A 14,917-nucleotide genomic window follows, 5' to 3' on the forward strand; every position below is an offset into this window, starting at 1 on the left:
CGTCTGGGCCAGGAGGGATTCCGGGTGCTTCTCACGTGCTACAACCGAACCCTGGCGGATCGCTTACGGGAGGCGGAATTGCCCGCAGGCGTGGACGTCCTTCACTTCCACAGCTTGGTCTCCCGTTGGGTGGATCGGGCAGGGCTTCGCGGCAAGCTGGACCAGGCCGCCCGCACCGTCCCGGAGGAACGCCTGTTTCAGGAGGTGTTCCCGGAACTGCTGGCGGAAGCGGCAGGAACGCTGGGGCCGGAATACGACGCGTTGATCATCGATGAGGGGCAGGACTTCACCGAAGTCTGGTTCACTGCCCTGGCCCTGCTGCTCAAAGATCCGGATCACGGGATCGTCTATGTGTTCTTGGACGACAATCAAAACATCTACCGGCGGGATCCTCAGCTGCCGTGGACTATGATGCGGTTCCATCTCTCATGGAACTGCCGCAACACCCGGCCGATCCATCGCCAGGCCATGCGCTTCTATCGCTCCGATCGTCCCCCCCAGGCTCGTGGCCCGGACGGGCCGGAGCCGGAGGTCTTCTACTATGGGAGTGAGAAGGAGTTCCACCAGCGTCTTCGCCAGTTGATCCACCGCCTGTTGATGGAGGAAAAGCTGCCTCCTCACCAGCTGGTGATCCTCTCGGCCCATCGTCGAGGATGGCTGCAGACGGGGATCCGATACGGAGCCTTCACGCTGACGGAGCGATGGCCGCCCGGTCCAGGGGAGATCTTCTGGACCACCGTGCATCGCTTCAAGGGGCTGGAGAGCCCGGTGGTGATCCTGGCCCAGCTGGATGCGGATGCCTTCCCCGATCTCCCAACCGTCGCCTACGTGGGGATGTCCCGCGCCCGCAGCCACCTCATCCTCTTGGCGCATCGCGATCTATCTGGGATGTGGTGAGGGACGGCTGGGTTGCCATAGCTCCGTCCCACGGCTCCGACCCGTCGCCCCGAATCCCCGGTTCGCTGCAAGGCCTTCTGAATGCCGAGTTTCGGGGCTACATCCCGCACCGGGGGCAACGGGCCTCCCCGGGGGCCAGCTCGGCCCCGCAGGTTTCGCATACATAGGTGAAGGTTGCTCCACAGATCGGGCATTCCGCGGCATCTTCCTCGATCGCGGATCCGCACTCGGGGCACAGCGCCTGCCCACAAGACGGACATGCGTCCGCTTCTTCGGGAAGCTCCGCCCCACACGTCGGACATCGCCCGGAGAGATCCAGGTCACACTGAGGGCAGCGAAGGGCGTCCTCGGCGACCGGGGTTCCGCATCGGGGGCACGCAAAGCCGAGGTCCGCTCCACAGAACGGGCAGGCGGAAACGCCGAGGGGGATCACCGCCTGGCACGCCGGGCAGATCCCGCCGGTTTCGGCCCCGCATCGAGGACAGACAGTTTCCTCCGGCCAGAGCCGGGCCCGACACCGGGGGCAGAGGCGCTGCCCGCACTGTGGGCATGGCCCTTCGGCCGGCCGGAAGATGCCCCCGCAGTTCGGGCATTCCGCCAGGGCTTCCAACAGCGGCCTCCCGCCCCGCAGGACGCGCGCGGGAGAGGGCGCGGCGGCGACCGTCGGCACGGGGGCGCCGCAATCGGGGCAATCCGCGGGCGCGCCGAAGAGCGCATGGCCACAGGAAGGGCAGCGCCGGACGAAGGTTCGTCCGCAATCCGGGCATTCGGGGGCGGCGCTCAGAAGGAGGGTCCCACAATCCGGACATGCGAAGGTCAGGGCGAACCCGCACCGCTGGCATCGGGTCTCCGGGGTGAGCGGATCCTCGGGCCCGGGCTCTCCGCACTGGGGGCACCAGATCGCCCCGCACGCTGGACATACCCCCATCTCCCATTCGATCGCCCCGCCGCATCGCGGGCAGATGGTCTCCTGGATGGCGGCGCCGCATGAAGGGCAATGGGTGGCGCCTTCCGGCAGGAGTGCCCCACAGCGCTTGCAGGTTTCCGCCAGCGGCAACCCACAGGCCAGGCATGCCGTCGCATCGGCCGGGACCCATGCGCCGCAATCGGGGCATGGCTCCGCGCCGCAGTTTGGACATGGCTCATCGGGCGGCACGATGGCGCCGCAGCGGCCGCACGGGCGCGGCCGAAGCGGGGCGCCGCAGGAGGGGCAGGCCTCCGCCTCCGGAGGAACCGGCGCGTCGCAGTGGCTGCAGAACCATGCCCAGAGGGTCCCGCACGCCGGGCAACGGGTAGCGGTTTCCGGCATCGGTGACCGGCAGGCCGGGCAGAACGTGGCCCCACAGTGGGGGCAGACGCCGTCTTCCCAGGCGATCTCCTGGCCGCAGGTGGGACATGGACCCATTTCCGATGGAGCCCCTGAAATCATTCTTGGAGTTCGCCTCCGTAGAATGCATGCCCCGGGCAACTGGGGGGGTGGCGAATCCGATGGAAGCTTCTTCGCGGGGAAACCAGCGAGGCCCCTTGATCTTTGGGGACCGGGATGCCGTCGAAGGCAGTGCCCCAGCCTCAAAACCATAGGTTGCGCATGGCGTGATGTTCGTGTCTTCTCCACATTCCCGCGGCTATGGGGCTGCGTGGAGCAGCTTCCCAGGGCGGACACTGAGAGCTCCGCTTGCTGGATCCGGACGAGCGGGCGAGCCCGCTCGGGTTTGTGGAGGGAAAGGGCCTGGTGAGAGCTTCGCTCTCTTCCGACTGCCGAGTTACCGGACAGGCCCGTAGGGCTATGGGGAGCAGGTGGTCTCCGCTCGTTTTCGCCAGTAGCGCAGGTAGCCCGCCACCGTGTTCTCGTAGCTGGCCGCCACATCGTAGAACTCCGGTTCCGCCCCCGCTTCCCGTAGCTCGGCATCCGCCCGAGCGCGGAGACGCCTCACGATCTCCGTCTCCTCCAGGTCCTCTTCCATCATCTCCCGGATCTGATGGCCCCAATCCCAGAGGCGCCGCTCTAAATCCTCCCAGTGCCATTCGATGTCCTGGCGATGCACATCAAAATGCGTCAAGCACAGGCCGGTGGCGTTCAGCGCCCGCAGACGGGCGATGCTGTCAGACCAGGCCTCCAGATCCAGCTCCGGCGGCGGGGTGGGCGGTCGGACGTAACGGATCCCCGGCATTCGGACGCCGGCGATGTCGCCGGTGAAGAGAAGACCGGTGGTCTCATCCAGAAAGGCGTGGTGATGGCGGGCGTGGCCAGGCGTGTCGAAGGCGATCAGCGTATGGCCCGCTACCCGTAGGCGCTCTCCATCGGAAACAACTATCAGACGATCCGCAGGCACCGGGATCACCTTTCCCCACAGGGGCTCCAGCAGATCGCCGTAGATCCGCGCGGCGCTGGCGATCAGGCGGGAAGGATCGGCCAGATGCGGCGCGCCAACCGGATGCACGTAAACGTTGGCCCACGGCAGACGTTGGATCAGCGCTCCGGAAGCCCCGGCATGGTCCAGGTGGATGTGGGTGACGATCAGGTGACGCACGGCTTCCAGGGGCACCCCGGCGGCCTGAAGGCCTTCCAGAAGCCTCTCGACGGTAGAGGTCGGCCCCGTCTCTACCAGGGCGGCCTCGCGGCCATTATACAGGAGATAAGCGGCGATGACCTGCGGGCGGTCCTGGAATTGAAGATCGATGCGGGTGACACCATCGGCAATCGATTGTAGAAGCGGGGGCATGGTTTCTCCTCCGTTTCCCCGGGAACTGAATAACTCCTACAGGGACGGGCGGTCCTCCTAGGGCAGCCTGCTCCAAAATCCCCCGGACAAGAGAACCGGCCGAGTTCAGGCAAAGCCCAGGAATCACCAATCCCTCATTATACGACTTCACGGGCGGGTTGCTGCTGCCCTTTGGACTGGATATAATCTTGCATGGTTTGTCGATCGACCTATGCCCAGCGTTTGTGAAGCTGGAGAGCGAACGGCCCGGTAGCTGGAAAAGGCCTGATCCCTTCCTCGCGCCGCGAAGCGGGTGGGGAGGAAGGTTCGAAACGTTTGGGAAGGAGATGGATGTGACGAAGGTGTGGCCCGGGACGATCGATTGGGAGCATCTGGAAATTACAGAGGCGGATCTTGAGGCGTTATTAAACCGGTTCCTGGAGGATCCCCTTCCCCGCACCGCGGAGGAGCTCGCCCGCTTTCTGATCCAGCGTCGTCTCCGGGAGCTGGAGGAGCAACGGCGGGTCCTGCTGGCCGGCGCCCGCCCATTTCGCCCGAAAGACCGCTACCAGGTAGGGGAACGGCTTTTCTTCCCCCATCTGAATTTCGCCATTGGCACCGTGGTGGGAATCCGAGATGGTCATAACCCGGAGATCGGCCCCTTTAAAGTGATACAGGTCCGCTTCGAGGACGACGGAACGCTTCGGGAGTTCGCCGCGGAATATCCTCTTCCTCATCGCCTGAACGAGATGAATGGGATGCGCGGCCCGGATGAGAGGGGCCTGCGTCCGGATGAGGTCTGGGCGACATGGGGCGGTCGGATCCAGGACCAGCTCCTCGCCCGACTGGAATCCAGCCCGGACTTTGTGCGCGTGGGGGATCACTGGTTCCCGAAGGCGTTGCTGGTGGAGTTCCATGAAGGGCATCTCAACCTGGTGGAAGCCGTCCTCGATGTGCACGGGGGTGGCCCGCTGCCGCCGGAGGCGCTGCTTCCTCATCTGGAGTTGCCAGCGGATGTTCCCCCACCGCTGCAAATCTTCTCCCTGAACGCCGCCCTCTATCGGGATGCCCGTTTCGACGAGGTCGGCCCGGCCGGTCAGTTCCTCTGGTTCCTGCGCCGGATGGAGCCCCCGGAGGTTCTGGAAACCCCGCCTCGGCTTCAGGGGCGGCCTTACACTGGAACCGGCGAACGGCTGGACGAAGCCCTGCGCCGGATCGCGGCGGAGATCGATGATGAGCTCAGCGTGCCGGAGGAGATCTGCCCCGGGATCGGAGAGGCCGATGAAGTGGTGTGGATGGCCACCTATCCGCACTTGGCCAGCGGGACTGCGCCGCTGACCCGGCGCACGGCTCAGGTGTTCCCGCTGGGTCGAACCTATCGCATCCGCTTCGAATTCGAGGATCCGACAAGTGGCCGGCGCTGGCCTGGATGGGTGGTGCGGGAGCGTAAATATATCTTCGGCCTGAAGGAGTGGTATCAGGCCCGCCAGGTCCAGCCGGGCTGTCTGGTGGTCTTTCAACGAACCCGTGAGCCCGGTGTGATCCGGGTCCAGCTCAAGGGCCGCAGCCGGCGCGATTGGGTGCGGGTGGTGCGGGTGGAAGAAGGCCGCCTCACTTTCGATATGCTCCGCCGGCAGATCCCGGGCGAGTTCGACGATCAGGGCCTGATCTACGTGGATGATCCAGCGGCGCTGGAGGAGCTGTGGCCGCGCTGGAGGAATCGCGCGGCGAGCTCCCTGGCCCAGCAGCTCTTCCCGGCGCTGGCCATCCTGACGCCCCAGGGCACCGTCCACGCTCGGACCCTCTACCAGGCGGCGAGTCTCCTCATCCGGATACCGCCGGAGTCGTTGTTCGAAGAGGTAATGGACCTGCCCAGGTGCGTTTACCTGGGCGATGGGTATTGGCGGTGGATAGAGGAGGGAGTATGAGCGACCGCCCCCAGACGGTGATGCAACGCCTGATCAAGCCGACGCTGGATACCCCTTTCCGCATTGATCTGGACTGGTGGAAGCGGGAAGGGCAGGATTTCCGCGCCTATCTGATGAGTCATCTGTGCGCGCAGCATCGGGACCAGTTTCTGACCCATCCGGAGGCCGCGGAGATCGATTGGGTGGATCCAGAGACCGCGGAGGTCCGGCGGGTGGATGGCCTCTGGCATATTCTGTTACAGCACTGCAGCCGCCAGGTGGATTTCCTGACCTCCCAGACGCCTCTCACAGACGCTGTGTTTCGGTTGTTGTTGATCAATGGCAATCAACCGCTGACGCCGAAACAGATGTCCCAGGCCCTTCAGGCCCGCACCGGTCGGTGGGAGGATCCCCGTAAGATCCTCCAGACGATCGGTGGGCGTGTGGTGCATCGAGGGATCCGGCCTGTCCTGGAGGAATAAGGGATGCAGGTGACCGTGAAGCTGCATGCGATCCTCCGCCGTTATCGCCCCGCCGGGATCCGAGATGAAGGCCTTCCGGTGGAGGTCCCGGAGAACGGCACCCCCCGGGATGTCGCGGCCGCGCTGGGAATTCCCCTCGAGCTGATCCACGCCGTTTTCGTCAATGAAACTCAGGCCACCCTGGACACGCCCCTCAGACCGGGTGACCTGGTTCGGCTTTTCCCGCCCGTTGTAGGCGGGGGCGAGAGCTGAGATCGATCGCTAAGATTTTTCTCCCTCTCCTCACAGCCCTTGGGCGGTGGGGAGGAGGGGCCATCGCCCCCCGGACCGGTTTCAGCTCCCCGGATCTTCCACATCGCGGGTCAAAGCCCTTGTGGGATGGAGCGCACGGTGGGCATGGCGAGGTCCCTCTGGCAACTGAGCGGGCAAGCTCCAGATCCAAGACGGGTGATCACGCGATGGCAGAACCGATCCGGCTCTTTGTGACCAGCAGCCCGGAGCTGGAGGCCGAGCGTGAGGTCGCGGGGCAGGTGGTGGCCGGGCTTCCCGTTCGCTTGGGGTGGGAGATCCGGCATACCCCTCGGCCCGGCGAGGCGCTCGCTCCCGCCCTAGCGGCTGTGGAGACGGCGCATCTTTACGTGTTCATCTTGGGCATGGATTACTCCGCCCCCATGGGGCTGGAGTGGGCGCAGGCTGTTCGGGCAAAGAAGCGAAAACTGGTCTTCGTGAAAGAGGTGGCCCATAGCCCGGCGGCGGCCTTGTGGATCAGCGAGCACAGCGAAGAGGTGGATTGGGTCTCTTTCGATTCCCTGGCCTCCTTCCGGCTTTCCTTTGAGCGCCACCTGATCCGCGCGTTGCTGGATCTAGCGGAGGCGTTGCGCCTGCATCTGGACGAGATCGAGGGGCTGAGGGCACGGTTGAAAGCACTGGAGGAGGCAGTGCCGGAAGCGCCAACGGTCGCTCACGGAGCGGAGCGCAGCGCGATCATCCTGGGAGAGCGTTAGGACAAGGGTGGGGGGCAAAATGTTTTTTGCCCTTACCCGTTGACAACGCCTGAAATGGCGCAGATTGGGAATGGGTTCAACCGTTCATCGGCCCTGGATCGGAACATCCGGATGGATCTATCCGCACTGGCGAGGAGTTTTCTATCCTGAAGATCTCCCGAAGAGCCGCTGGTTTTCGCATTACGCCGCTCGCTTCGACACCGTGGAGATCAACAACACCTTCTACCGTCTGCCCTCTGAGACCGCTTTTGACCGCTGGCGGGAACAGGCCCCTCCCGGCTTCCGTTATGCCGTAAAGGCGAACCGCTACCTCACTCACATCCGCCGCTTGAAAGACTGCGCGGAGCCGCTGGCGCGGTTCCTGGAACGGGCCCGGCGCTTGGGAGATCGCCTGGGCCCTATCCTTTATCAGCTTCCTCCTGGCTGGGGGGCGGACCCCGATCGCCTGGCGGCGTTCGCGGCCCTTCTTCCAGAAGATCTCCTCCACGTGTTCGAGTTCCGGGATCCCCGCTGGTTGACCGATCCCGTCCGCGCGACGCTGGAGCGCTATCGTCTGTCTTTTTGCCTCTTCGATATGCCGGGTCTCTCATCTCCGCTCTGGGTCACGGGGCCGATTGTCTACATCCGCTTCCATGGGTCCGCTGCGCTTTACGTGGGCCGCTACAGCCGGGAGGAGCTGGCCCTCTGGGCGGAGCGGATCCGGGATTTCCTGCAGGCAGGTCATGAGGTCTACGTCTACTTTAACAACGACGCCTTTGGACATGCGGTGATCAACGCGATGGAACTGCGGGGGATGCTGTGAAGTCTTCGGCTGGGCTCCGGTCGCTGAGGACGGCCTGCCGGGCTCCCGAATCTCTTTTCTCCCCCCTTCCCACGGCTTGATGGGATGTAAGAAGGGACTGTTCGCCTTTGCGGAACGATGTAACTCCCTTACCCGGCGAACACGAGGGAAAGCGCCTCCGCGAGTGTTCGGGCGGGAAGCAGCGTGAGTTCCGTTGGGACCTCGCGAGGCCGGCGGACGGTTCGGGGCAGCAGACAGCGTCGGAAACCCAGCTTGGCCGCTTCCGCCAAGCGCAGCTCCAGATGGCCCACCGCGCGCAGTTCCCCCGAGAGGCCCACTTCCCCAATGAATACCATATCTGGCGGCAGCGGACGATCCCGGGCGGAGGAGACAATGGCCATCGCCACCGCCAGGTCCGCTGCCGGCTCATCCACCCGCAGGCCGCCGACCACGTTGACGAACAAATCGTGATCATGTAGGCGCAGGCCCACCCGCTTGGTCAGCACCGCGACCAACAGGAGCAGGCGATAAGGATCCACCCCGTTGGCGGTGCGACGGGCGGTCCCGGGCGGCGCCGGGCTGACCAGGGCCTGGATCTCCACCAGCAACGGGCGGGTGCCCTCCATGGTCACCGCCACGGCGGAGCCGGAGGCCTGGACCAGGCGCTCGGCCAGGAAGAGCTCGGAAGGATTGGGCACTTCGGCCATCCCGTCCCCGCGCATCTCGAAGACGCCGACTTCCGACGTGGCGCCGAACCGGTTCTTCACGCTGCGGAGCATGCGGAAGGCGTGGTAACGATCCCCCTCCAGATAGAGCACGGTATCGACGATGTGTTCCAGGAGCTTCGGGCCGGCGATCAGGCCCGCCTTGGTCACGTGGCCAATGAGGAAGATCGTGATCCCCAGATTTTTGGCCAGGGCTTGAAACCGGACAGCGCATTCGCGGACCTGGCTGACGCTCCCTGGTGGGGAGGGGATCTCCTCCACGTAGACGGTTTGAATGGAATCCACGATCGCCAGGCGGGGGCGCATCGCCTGGATATGATCCACGAGGGCTTCCATGCGGGTTTCATTCAATAGGTAGAGCTGAGGATTCCGCAGTCCCAGGCGGTCGGCCCGTATCTTCAGCTGGCCGAGGGATTCCTCGCCTGAGATGTAGAGGACGGGGAATTCCGGGCCGGCCATCCGATCCGCCAGTTGCATGAGCAGTGTGGATTTCCCGATGCCGGGATCGCCAGCCACCAGGATCAGGGAGCCCGGCACCACCCCGCCGCCCAGCACGCGGGCGAACTCCTCCATGGGCAGCGGCCACCGCTCCACGCCGGCCGCTTCCACGGCGGGAAGGGGGATCGGCTGGGTTCCGGGCGCTCCCTTGAGACCGACCGCGCGAATGGATGGGGAGGGGGAGACCTCCACCAGCGTGTTCCACTCCCCACAATCCGGGCATCGTCCCATCCACTTGGGATGCACAGCACCGCATTTCTGACAAACATATTGGGTCCGCCCTCGGGCCATTTGGGTCTCCCCTGGATCCTCGTTCGCTCTTCTCTTCTATCATAGCCCAGGTTGCAGCTCCTCTATCCACCACGATTAGGGGCCTTCGGGGCTGGGCTGCGGGCCAAGGACCCCAGCCCAGCCCCGGCAATAGAAGGGCTGTCCATTTCCTCTACGGCAGAGGCCGCACGGAAAAAGAGGAGGCGGGGCCGCAAAGGCGGCCCCGCTCGCCCACCATACCCGGGTTACCAGGTTAAGGGAATCCATGATTAGCAGAAGTTTGCTTTCCTATGCCAACCGTAAGATGATCATATTGGAGGGGCCGGTTGGGCGGGAAAGAAAGCGTTTCATGAAATCGAACAGCCCACTCGATTTCGGAGCGGCGCCTCCCATGGATTGCTATCCGGTCCTTCTGGATGGCTCTCGTTTGATCGTGGAAGCCTGCGTGCGTGCAGGCGCCAATGTTTACGTCGGATACCCCATTACCCCTGCCAATCTGATCTTCTCGTATGCCAGCCGTCGTTTCCCCATCGCGCTGCCGGCCCCGGATGAGATCACCGCCTTGCAGTGGATGGCGGGTCTTTCCGCCGCCGGCTATCTCCCCGTGACGGCTACCTCATTCCCTGGCTTCGCCCTCATGGTCGAGTCGATCAACATGGCCTATATGATGGAGCTTCCCATGCTGATTGTCCTCGTCCAGCGGCTCGGGCCATCCACAGGGACGGCGACAGCAGGCGCTCAGGGGGATCTGCTGTTGCTGGATGGTCTGATCTCCGGCGGCTACCCGCTTCCCGTGCTGTGTATTTCGGATCTGGAGGATTGCTGGCTCCTGCCCGCTCTTGCGCTGCGAACGGCTGTGGAACTGCGCGCGCCCGTGGTGCTCCTCAGCTCCAAGGAGATGGTGATGACCCAGGCCAGTTTCGACCTGAGCCAGCTGCCGGAGATCGAGCCGGTGCGTCGGGTTTTTTATCCAGGCCTGGGCCCTTATCGTTCGTATGATCCCGGCGATGGCCTGGTTCCTCCTTTTCTGCCCGTTGGCAACGATCATCATATCGTCCGATTGAACGCTTCCACGCATGATCGTTCCGGTCTCCTGCAGCATACCAGCGAGGAGGCGATGGCCAACACCCGTCGTCTCGGCGAGAAGGTGGAAGCGCTGACGCCGGTTCTCTATCATCTCGATGAGCAGGAAGGAGCCCGGACGCTGGTGGTGAGCTACGACATCACCAGCGGGGCGGCCCGAGAGGCGGTCCGGATGCTCCGGGCCCAGGGGATCCCGGTTTCCCTTCTGTTGGCCCGCACGCTCCTGCCCATCCCGGCGATTTATTACGAAGTGATCGATCGCTACCCACGGGTCGTGATAGCGGAGGAGAACGCGCAGGGGCAATTCGCCCGGTTGCTTTTCGGCCGACGGATCCCATCGAAAATCCGTCTGGTCGGTGCGGTGGGACGCATGGTGCGTCCTGAGGAGATCGTTCAGGAGGTCCTCGCCCCATGAGCGTCTTCCTCATCCATCCGGAGCTGCCATTTTGTAAGGGCTGTGGGCATCATCACGTAGTTCGCAGCACCGTGAAGGCCCTGGAGGCCATAGGGGTGAAGCCCACGGATGTGATCCTGGTGACCGACATCGGTTGCCACGGCATTGTGGATGCTCATTTTGCCACCCATACGGTCCACGGCCTCCATGGCCGCTCGGTGGCGCTGGCGGCAGGGATCGCTATGGGGATTCCGCCCGGCAAGAAGGTGATCGTCTACATCGGAGATGGTGGGGCGACGATCGGTCTGCAGCATATCCTCGAAGCGGCGCGGATGAATATCGACCTAACCGTGGTGGTGCACAACAATATGCTTTACGGGATGACCGGCGGCCAGCCCAGCAGCCTGACGCCCCGCGGCTTCCGCACGGCGATCACTCCCCAGGGAACCTCTCTCCCGCATCACGATCTTTGCCGGCTGGTTTATGAGGCCGGTGCCCCCTACGTGGCCCGGGTTCTCGGCGTGGGGGATTTCTCAGAGATCCTTCGCCAGGCGCTGGAGACCGATGGCTTTGCGCTGGTGGAGGTTCTGGAGCTCTGCACCAGCTATGGGTTGAAGTGGAACCCCGGGCTGCGGCTGAAAGCGCTGGCGGAGGAGGCGGGTTATGCCCTTGGGGTGTGGACCCGTCCTCCGAGCCCGGTTTTCCGTTTGCGAGTTGGGAAGGAAGGATCCCTGCGCCCGCGTGGCGAGGGGTTGCTGGATCTGCCTCCCGTAGCGGTTCGGTTCTCCTCCCCTCTGGAGGGACGCTGGACGCTGATTCTGAGCGGCTCGGCAGGGGAGGGGATTCAGCAGGCGGCGGAGATCCTGGCGCGCGCGGCGATGGCCACCGGCCTCCACGCAACGAAAAAGGGTAGCTATCCGGTGACCGTCGGGGTCGGCTTTTCGACAGCGGAGGTGATCCTTTCCCGTTCCCCGATCTCCTATCATGGCGTCCACGAGCCCGATGCGGTGATCATCACCTCGATGGACGGGTTACAGAACCAGGAGGATCGGATCCGGAGGATGCGACGAGGGGTGCTCTGGATCGACGCCTCATTGCCGGTCCCCGAGACGGGGGCGGAGATCCAGATCCGGGACTTCCGGGGGCGCGTGGGGGCGCGGCACGCGGCCCTTTACGCCATATGGACGGTCCTTCAGGAGATGGGGATCCTGCCTCCCGCTGCATTGCGGGAAGCGGTGCAGGAGAGTCCCCTGGCCGACCGGGTCCCCATGGAGATCTTCGCCTCCCACGGATAGTTCGGCGAAGGGATGGAGGCGAGCGCCTTCGCCGCCCGCCTCCATCCCCCTTTACCCCCTCCCCATTCGGGAGGATTCCGGGCGAGAGGCGATGGGCCGAAGATGTGCCGCCCCTCCGCGCAAAATAGGGTTCCGATGAAGCGGGTCGCCTTCCGCGTATGCCGCGCCATGAACTCATAAATGGAATGTCTGCTTTTCTCTAATGCTCCTCTAATGGAACCTGCGTAGAATGAAAGGCGATCCTGGCAGGAGGGGGAGTCTGTGTCGCTGGTCTGCCGGAACTGTGGGATCGAAATCGAGTGGCAGCCGGTGATTGTGGATCGCCAGCCTTACTGCTGTCTGGGGTGCGCGCAGGGAGGGCCGTGCCAGTGTGATTATGACCGGTTGCCCTCTCAGTCCACACCGGCCACCCTGGCCCAGCGAACGCCACCTCCGTCCCTGGAGGTTCTGATCCGGCGGCCAGCCCCCCTCGTGGAGGCGATCGATCCATTCGGAGAGGAATTGCTCAACCCTGAGCGGGAGGTTTCCGATGGCTAAGAAGGGGCGAATTGTTGGGATTGATCTGGGAACGACGAACTCGGTGATCGCCGTAATGGAGGGCGGGGAACCCAAGGTGATCCCCATTGCCGAAGGCGGGAATCTCTGCCCCTCGGTGGTCGCCTTCACCAAGACCGGGGAACGCCTGGTGGGTTTGCCGGCTAAGCGTCAGGCGATCATCAACCCGGAGAACACCGTCTTCTCCATCAAGCGCTTCATGGGCCGGCGATACAGTGAAGTTCCCGAGGAGGTCCGTCGGGTCCCCTATAAGGTGGTGGAGGGACCGAACGGAGATGCCCGGGTTTTCATCCCGGCGGTGAGCAAGGAGTTCACGCCCCAGGAGATCTCGGCGATGATCCTGCGCAAGCTGAAGCAGGATGCGGAGGCCTATCTGGGGGAGCCGGTCACCCAGGCGGTGATCACGGTGCCAGCTTACTTCAACGATAGCCAGCGTCAGGCGACCAAGGACGCCGGGAAGATCGCTGGGCTGGAGGTGCTGCGCATCATCAATGAGCCAACGGCTGCAGCCCTGGCCTACGGGCTGGACAAGAAGAAGAACGAGATCATCCTGGTGTGGGATCTGGGCGGGGGGACCTTCGACGTCTCCATCCTGGAGGTTGGCGACGGGGTGATCGAGGTGAAGGCTACGGCCGGCGATACCCACCTGGGTGGCGACGACTGGGACCAGGTGATCATCGATTACGTGGCCGAGGAGTTCATGAGGGAGCATGGCATCGACCTCCGGAAGGACCGCCAGGCCCTGCAGCGGCTGAAGGAGGCGGCCGAGAAGGCCAAGATCGAGCTCTCGACGCTGATGGAGACGGAGATCAACCTGCCGTTCATCACGGCTACCGCCGATGGGCCGAAGCATCTCCAGATGCGCCTGACCCGGGCCAAGTTCGAGCAGCTCTCCCGCCATCTGGTGGAACGGCTGAAGGGCCCCTTCGAGCAGGCGCTGCGTGACGCCAAGTTGCGCCCGGAGCAGATCGATGAGGTGATCCTGGTCGGCGGCGCCACCCGCATGCCGATGGTCCAGCAGTTAGTCCGGGAGCTCACCGGCAAGGAGCCCCACAAGGGCGTGAACCCGGATGAGGTGGTGGCCGTTGGCGCCGCGATCCAGGCAGGCGTGCTGGCCGGCGAGGTCCGAGATGTGCTCCTCCTGGATGTGACGCCGCTCTCCCTGGGCGTGGAGACCCTAGGCGGGGTGATGACGGTTCTGATTCCGCGCAACACCACGATCCCGGTGCGCAAGACCGAGGTCTTCACTACCGCGGAGGACTTCCAGACGGCGGTGGACATCAAAGTGTATCAGGGGGAGCGGCCGATGGCGGCGGACAATATCCTCCTGGGCCAGTTCCGCCTGGAGGGCATCCCGCCGGCGCCGCGGGGCGTGCCGCAGATCGAGGTGACCTTCGATATTGATGCGAACGGGATCCTGAGCGTCTCGGCACGAGATCGGGCGACCGGCAAGGAGGCCCGGATTACTATCACTGCCTCCACCAACCTCTCTAAGGAGGAGGTGGAGCGGCTCCTCAAGGAGGCGGAGCGCTACGCGGAGGAGGACCGGCGCCGGCGCGAGCTGGCCGAGGCCCGCAACGAGGCGGACAACATGATCTACAGCGTGGAGCGCTCGTTGCGGGAGCTGGGCGATCAGGTCAGCACGGCGGACCGGGAGCGCATTGAGAACTTGATCCGCCAGCTGAAGGAGGCGATGGGAACGGACAACGCGGCCCGCATCCGCCAGCTGACCCAGGAGTTGCGCCAGGCGGCCCTGTCGATCGGTCAGGCTGTTTACCAGCGGGCAGCGGCGGGATCGAGCGGCTCCCGTCCGTCCGGTGAGGGTGAGGTGGTAGAGGGCGAATACCGCCAGGTCTGATCTGGATCAGAGGGGTTCCAGCAGCAGCGGCTTCATCGCTGCTGCTGGAACCTCCGGAACAGGAGGGAAGGAAACCATGATGTTCTGGTGGGATCCGCTTTACTTTGTGTTCGCGTTGCCGGCGTTGCTGCTGGGCCTGTATGCCCAGGCCAAAGTCCAGGCGGCCTACAACCGCTGGCTGCAGGCCCCGGCCCGGGTGACGGGGCTGGAGGCCGCCCGCCGGCTGCTGCAGGCGGCGGGGCTTTACGAGGTGCGCCTGGAGGGGGTGCCGGGGCACCTGACGGATCATTACGATCCGTCCACGAAGACGCTGCGGCTGTCGGAGAGCGTGGCGGGGGTGCAGTCGGTGGCCTAGCTGGCGGTGGCGGCCCTCGAGGTGGGGCTCGGGCTGCAGGTTGCGGTTGGATTCTGGGGGCTGCGGGCGCGGGGGGAGCTGGTTCAGGCGGTGGTCCTTGGCTCGTGGCTG

At 64.5% G+C, this 14,917-nt stretch carries 14 protein-coding genes; 11 read left to right on the forward strand and 3 right to left on the reverse strand.

Features of this window, described 5'->3' with window-relative positions; translation table 11 throughout:
* Positions 1-897: ATP-binding domain-containing protein (locus NZM16_RS04785; RefSeq protein WP_295478942.1), on the forward strand; the 897-nt coding region annotated here is incomplete at its 5' end.
* A gap of 97 nt (positions 898-994) precedes the next feature.
* On the opposite strand, the gene NZM16_RS04790 is transcribed toward NZM16_RS04785, so the two are convergent.
* Both NZM16_RS04790 and NZM16_RS04795 read right to left on the reverse strand, forming a co-directional pair.
* Positions 995-2,302, reverse strand: coding sequence for a zinc ribbon domain-containing protein (locus NZM16_RS04790; protein WP_295478945.1), 1,308 nt, complete (start codon positions 2,300-2,302; stop codon positions 995-997).
* Between the two features lie 379 nt (positions 2,303-2,681).
* A complete protein-coding gene (locus NZM16_RS04795; protein WP_295452506.1) occupies positions 2,682-3,620 on the reverse strand; it encodes an MBL fold metallo-hydrolase in 939 nt (312 codons plus the stop codon).
* A gap of 332 nt (positions 3,621-3,952) precedes the next feature.
* On the opposite strand from NZM16_RS04795, the gene NZM16_RS04800 reads away from it, so the two are divergent.
* The 5 genes from NZM16_RS04800 (at position 3,953) to NZM16_RS04820 (ending at position 7,794) form a co-directional block, all read left to right on the forward strand.
* The gene (locus tag NZM16_RS04800) at positions 3,953-5,527 is read left to right on the forward strand and encodes a hypothetical protein (RefSeq protein WP_295452504.1); all 1,575 of its coding nucleotides are present in this window, start codon (positions 3,953-3,955) and stop codon (positions 5,525-5,527) included.
* Positions 5,524-5,988 (forward strand): hypothetical protein, encoded by a 465-nt coding sequence (locus NZM16_RS04805; RefSeq protein WP_295452502.1) that lies wholly within the window; start codon positions 5,524-5,526, stop codon positions 5,986-5,988. Before NZM16_RS04800 ends, NZM16_RS04805 begins: the two co-directional genes overlap by 4 nt.
* A gap of 3 nt (positions 5,989-5,991) precedes the next feature.
* Positions 5,992-6,240 carry a MoaD/ThiS family protein gene (locus NZM16_RS04810; RefSeq protein WP_295478981.1) on the forward strand — a complete coding sequence of 83 codons (249 nt, stop codon included), beginning with the start codon at positions 5,992-5,994 and terminating at the stop codon, positions 6,238-6,240.
* Between the two features lie 206 nt (positions 6,241-6,446).
* On the forward strand, positions 6,447-6,992 hold the full coding sequence (locus NZM16_RS04815; protein ID WP_295478984.1) for a hypothetical protein: 546 nt from the start codon (positions 6,447-6,449) through the stop codon (positions 6,990-6,992).
* 70 nt (positions 6,993-7,062) lie between these two features.
* Positions 7,063-7,794 carry a DUF72 domain-containing protein gene (locus NZM16_RS04820; RefSeq protein ID WP_295452496.1) on the forward strand — a complete coding sequence of 244 codons (732 nt, stop codon included), beginning with the start codon at positions 7,063-7,065 and terminating at the stop codon, positions 7,792-7,794.
* A gap of 128 nt (positions 7,795-7,922) precedes the next feature.
* Here NZM16_RS04820 and radA read toward each other — a convergent pair whose 3' ends face one another.
* Positions 7,923-9,287 carry a DNA repair protein RadA gene (gene radA / locus NZM16_RS04825; protein ID WP_295452494.1) on the reverse strand — a complete coding sequence of 455 codons (1,365 nt, stop codon included), beginning with the start codon at positions 9,285-9,287 and terminating at the stop codon, positions 7,923-7,925.
* Between the two features lie 370 nt (positions 9,288-9,657).
* Here radA and NZM16_RS04830 point away from each other — a divergent pair, with 370 nt between their 5' ends.
* From NZM16_RS04830 to NZM16_RS04850, 5 genes are all read left to right on the forward strand, one after another.
* Complete coding sequence (locus NZM16_RS04830) at positions 9,658-10,764, forward strand: hypothetical protein (protein ID WP_295478987.1); 1,107 nt, start codon at positions 9,658-9,660, stop codon at positions 10,762-10,764.
* Positions 10,761-12,038, forward strand: coding sequence for a thiamine pyrophosphate-dependent enzyme (locus tag NZM16_RS04835; RefSeq protein WP_295452490.1), 1,278 nt, complete (start codon positions 10,761-10,763; stop codon positions 12,036-12,038). The genes NZM16_RS04830 and NZM16_RS04835 overlap by 4 nt, the downstream gene beginning before the upstream one ends.
* Before the next feature lie 261 nt (positions 12,039-12,299).
* On the forward strand, positions 12,300-12,575 hold the full coding sequence (locus NZM16_RS04840) for a hypothetical protein (RefSeq protein ID WP_295452489.1): 276 nt from the start codon (positions 12,300-12,302) through the stop codon (positions 12,573-12,575).
* Positions 12,568-14,451, forward strand: a complete 1,884-nt coding sequence (gene dnaK / locus NZM16_RS04845) for a molecular chaperone DnaK (protein WP_295452487.1) — start codon at positions 12,568-12,570, stop codon at positions 14,449-14,451. The genes NZM16_RS04840 and dnaK overlap by 8 nt, the downstream gene beginning before the upstream one ends.
* Positions 14,452-14,527: 76 nt before the next feature.
* Positions 14,528-14,806, forward strand: coding sequence for a zinc metallopeptidase (locus NZM16_RS04850; RefSeq protein ID WP_295478989.1), 279 nt, complete (start codon positions 14,528-14,530; stop codon positions 14,804-14,806).
* Positions 14,807-14,917: the final 111 nt, after the last annotated feature.

Origin of the sequence: Thermoflexus sp., from assembly GCF_025055495.1 — a bacterium.
GTDB lineage: Bacteria > Chloroflexota > Anaerolineae > Thermoflexales > Thermoflexaceae > Thermoflexus.

What these genes read in the sequence shown, in the direction of transcription:
- NZM16_RS04790 (WP_295478945.1), bottom strand. Translation starts at nt 2,302, where the DNA reads ATGGGTCCATGTCCCACCTGCGGCCAGGAGATCGCCTGGGAAGACGGC.
- NZM16_RS04795 (WP_295452506.1), bottom strand. Translation starts at nt 3,620, where the DNA reads ATGCCCCCGCTTCTACAATCGATTGCCGATGGTGTCACCCGCATCGAT.
- NZM16_RS04805 (WP_295452502.1), top strand. Translation starts at nt 5,524, where the DNA reads ATGAGCGACCGCCCCCAGACGGTGATGCAACGCCTGATCAAGCCGACG.
- NZM16_RS04810 (WP_295478981.1), top strand. Translation starts at nt 5,992, where the DNA reads ATGCAGGTGACCGTGAAGCTGCATGCGATCCTCCGCCGTTATCGCCCC.
- NZM16_RS04815 (WP_295478984.1), top strand. Translation starts at nt 6,447, where the DNA reads ATGGCAGAACCGATCCGGCTCTTTGTGACCAGCAGCCCGGAGCTGGAG.
- NZM16_RS04820 (WP_295452496.1), top strand. Translation starts at nt 7,063, where the DNA reads ATGGGTTCAACCGTTCATCGGCCCTGGATCGGAACATCCGGATGGATC.
- radA (WP_295452494.1), bottom strand. Translation starts at nt 9,287, where the DNA reads ATGGCCCGAGGGCGGACCCAATATGTTTGTCAGAAATGCGGTGCTGTG.
- NZM16_RS04830 (WP_295478987.1), top strand. Translation starts at nt 9,658, where the DNA reads ATGGATTGCTATCCGGTCCTTCTGGATGGCTCTCGTTTGATCGTGGAA.
- NZM16_RS04835 (WP_295452490.1), top strand. Translation starts at nt 10,761, where the DNA reads ATGAGCGTCTTCCTCATCCATCCGGAGCTGCCATTTTGTAAGGGCTGT.
- dnaK (WP_295452487.1), top strand. Translation starts at nt 12,568, where the DNA reads ATGGCTAAGAAGGGGCGAATTGTTGGGATTGATCTGGGAACGACGAAC.
- NZM16_RS04850 (WP_295478989.1), top strand. Translation starts at nt 14,528, where the DNA reads ATGATGTTCTGGTGGGATCCGCTTTACTTTGTGTTCGCGTTGCCGGCG.